This is a genomic window from Aquabacterium parvum (assembly GCF_001447195.1).
In the GTDB taxonomy this organism is placed as follows: domain Bacteria; phylum Pseudomonadota; class Gammaproteobacteria; order Burkholderiales; family Burkholderiaceae_C; genus Aquabacterium; species Aquabacterium parvum.
Genome location: NZ_LFRI01000229.1, coordinates 1 through 3,428, shown reverse-complemented (window position 1 = coordinate 3,428; position 3,428 = coordinate 1). Strand labels below are relative to the sequence as shown.

General features: G+C 64.0%; 2 protein-coding genes. Both read left to right on the top strand.

The window, feature by feature from the left end:
• Positions 1–171: 171 nt before the first annotated feature.
• Positions 172–426: a recombinase family protein gene (locus ABG80_RS08110; RefSeq protein ID WP_000002015.1), complete on the top strand. Its 255-nt coding sequence runs from the start codon at positions 172–174 to the stop codon at positions 424–426.
• Positions 427–428: 2 nt separating this feature from the next.
• Entirely contained in the window at positions 429–3,395 is a 2,967-nt protein-coding gene (locus ABG80_RS08105) for a Tn3 family transposase (RefSeq protein ID WP_058087225.1), read from the top strand.
• The last annotated feature ends 33 nt before the right edge of the window (positions 3,396–3,428 follow it).

The following is a 3,428-nucleotide window of genomic DNA, read 5'->3' as shown; positions in this document are numbered from 1 at the left end:
CCGAAATGGCCTCAGATCAGGCCAAAATGGGCTTGAAATGGGGTGTTTTGGCGTCGGAGTCGACCCGCATCATCGAAAAACGAGCCCTTGCGTCAGCAGCGAAGCTGCGCCCGTTGGGTATTTCCGCAGCCTGTTAAGGAGCATTTGACCTTCACCGGCGAGGACTCGCCGATGGCGAACCTGATGCTGTCGGTAATGGGCGCGTTCGCCGAGTTCGAACGCGCCTTGATCCGCGAGCGGCAGCGCGAGGGCATCGCGCTCGCCAAGCAGCGCGGGGCCTACCGTGGCAGGAAGAAATCCCTGTCGTCTGAGCGTATTGCCGAACTGCGCCAACGTGTCGAGGCTGGCGAGCAAAAGACCAAGCTGGCTCGTGAATTCGGAATCAGTCGCGAAACCCTGTATCAATACTTGAGAACGGATCAGTAAATATGCCACGTCGTTCAATCCTGTCCGCCGCCGAGCGCGAAAGCCTGCTGGCGTTGCCGGACACCAAGGATGAGTTGATCCGTCACTACACGTTCAGCGAAACCGACCTCTCCATCATCCGGCAGCGGCGCGGCCCGGCCAACCGGCTGGGCTTCGCCGTGCAGCTCTGTTACCTGCGCTTTCCTGGTGTCATCCTGGGCGTCGATGAGCCGCCGTTTCCGCCCTTGTTGAAACTGGTCGCCGACCAGCTCAAGGTCAGCGTCGAAAGCTGGGACGAATACGGGCAGCGGGAGCAGACCCGGCGCGAGCACCTGGTCGAACTGCAAACGGTGTTCGGCTTCCAGCCCTTTACCATGGGCCACTACCGGCAGGCCGTCCAGTTGCTGACCGAGATGGCCTTGCAGACCGACAAGGGCATCGTGCTGGCCAGCACCTTGATCGAGCACCTGCGGCAGCAGTCGGTCATTCTGCCTGCCCTCAACGCCGTCGAGCGGGCGAGCGCCGAAGCAATCACCCGCGCCAACCGGCGCATCTACGATGCCTTGGCCGAACCGCTGTCGGACGCGCATCGCCGCCGCCTCGACGATCTGCTCAAGCGTCGGGACAACGGCAAAACGACCTGGCTGGCCTGGCTGCGCCAATCGCCCGTCAAACCGAATTCGCGGCACATGCTGGAACACATCGAACGCCTCAAAGCGTGGCAGGCGCTCGACCTGCCTTCTGGCATCGAGCGGTCGGTGCACCAGAACCGCCTGCTCAAGATCGCCCGTGAGGGTGGCCAGATGACGCCCGCCGACCTGGCCAAGTTCGAGGCGCAGCGACGCTATGCCACCCTGGTGGCGCTTGCCATCGAGGGCATGGCCACCGTCACCGACGAAATCATCGACCTGCACGACCGCATCCTGGGCAAGCTGTTCAACGCCGCCAAGAACAAGCATCAGCAGCAATTCCAGGCGTCCGGCAAGGCGATCAACGCCAAGGTGCGGTTGTTCGGCCGCATCGGCCAGGCGCTGATCGAGGCCAAGCAGGCGGGCCGCGATCCGTTCGCCGCCATCGAGGCCGTCATGTCCTGGGATGCCTTCGCCGAGAGCGTCACCGAAGCGCAGAAGCTTGCGCAGCCCGAGGACTTCGATTTCCTGCACCGCATCGGCGAAAGCTACGCCACGCTGCGCCGCTACGCGCCGGAATTCCTTGCCGTGCTCAAGCTGCGGGCCGCTCCCGCCGCGAAGGACGTGCTCGACGCCATCGAGGTGCTGCGCGGCATGAACAGCGACAACGCCCGCAAGGTGCCCGCCGACGCGCCGACCGAGTTCATCAAGCCGCGCTGGCAGAAGCTGGTCATGACCGACACCGGCATCGACCGGCGCTACTACGAACTGTGCGCGCTGTCGGAGATGAAGAACGCGTTGCGTTCCGGCGACATCTGGGTGCAGGGGTCGCGCCAGTTCAAGGACTTCGAGGACTACCTGGTGCCGCCCGCGAAATTCGCCAGCCTCAAGCAGGCCAGCGAATTGCCGCTGGCCGTGGCCACCGACTGCAACCGGTACCTGAACGACCGGCTGACGCTGCTGGAAACACAGCTTGCCACCGTCAACCGTATGGCGACGGCCAACGAGCTGCCGGACGCCATCATCACCGAGTCAGGCTTGAAGATCACGCCGCTCGACGCGGCGGTACCCGACACCGCCCAAGCGCTGATCGACCAGACGGCAATGATCCTGCCGCACGTCAAGATCACCGAACTGCTGCTGGAGGTGGACGAATGGACGGGCTTCACTCGGCATTTCGCGCATCTGAAATCGGGCGCCCCGGCCAAAGACAAGAACCTGTTGCTGACCACGATCCTCGCCGACGCGATCAACCTGGGCCTGACCAAGATGGCGGAGTCTTGCCCCGGCACGACCTACGCCAAGCTGGCTTGGCTGCAAGCCTGGCACATCCGCGACGAAACCTACGGGGTGGCGCTGGCCGATCTGGTCAACGCACAGTTCCGCCATCCCTTCGCCGAGCACTGGGGCGACGGCACCACCTCATCGTCGGACGGCCAGAACTTCCGCACCGGCAGCAAGGCCGAGAGCACCGGCCACATCAACCCGAAATACGGGAGCAGCCCAGGGCGGACGTTCTACACCCACATTTCTGACCAGTACGCGCCATTTCACACCAAGGTCGTGAACGTCGGCGTGCGCGATTCGACCTACGTGCTCGACGGCCTGCTGTACCACGAGTCCGACTTGCGGATCGAGGAGCATTACACCGACACGGCGGGCTTCACCGATCACGTCTTCGCCCTGATGCACCTCCTGGGCTTCCGCTTCGCGCCGCGCATCCGCGACCTGGGCGACACCAAGCTCTACATCCCGAAGGGCGACGCCGCCTATGACGCGCTGAAACCCATGATCGGCGGCACGCTCAACATCAAGCACGTCCGCGCCCATTGGGACGAAATCCTGCGGCTGGCCACCTCGATCAAGCAGGGCACGGTGACGGCCTCCCTGATGCTCCGAAAGCTCGGCAGCTACCCACGCCAGAACGGCCTGGCCGTGGCGCTCCGCGAGCTGGGCCGCATCGAGCGCACGCTGTTCATCCTGGACTGGCTGCAAAGCGTGGAACTGCGCCGCCGCGTGCATGCCGGCCTGAACAAGGGCGAGGCGCGCAATGCGCTGGCCAGGGCAGTGTTTTTCAACCGCCTGGGTGAAATCCGCGACCGCAGTTTCGAGCAGCAGCGCTACCGGGCTAGCGGCCTCAATCTGGTAACGGCTGCCGTCGTGTTGTGGAACACGGTCTATCTGGAACGGGCTGCGCACGCGCTGCGTGGCAACGGCCATGCCGTTGATGACGCGCTGTTGCAGTACCTGTCGCCGCTCGGTTGGGAGCACATCAACCTCACCGGCGATTACCTCTGGCGCAGCAGCGCCAAGATCGGCGCGGGCAAGTTCAGGCCGCTACGACCGCTGCAACCGGCTTAGCGTGCTTTATTTTCCGTTTTCTGAGGCGACCCC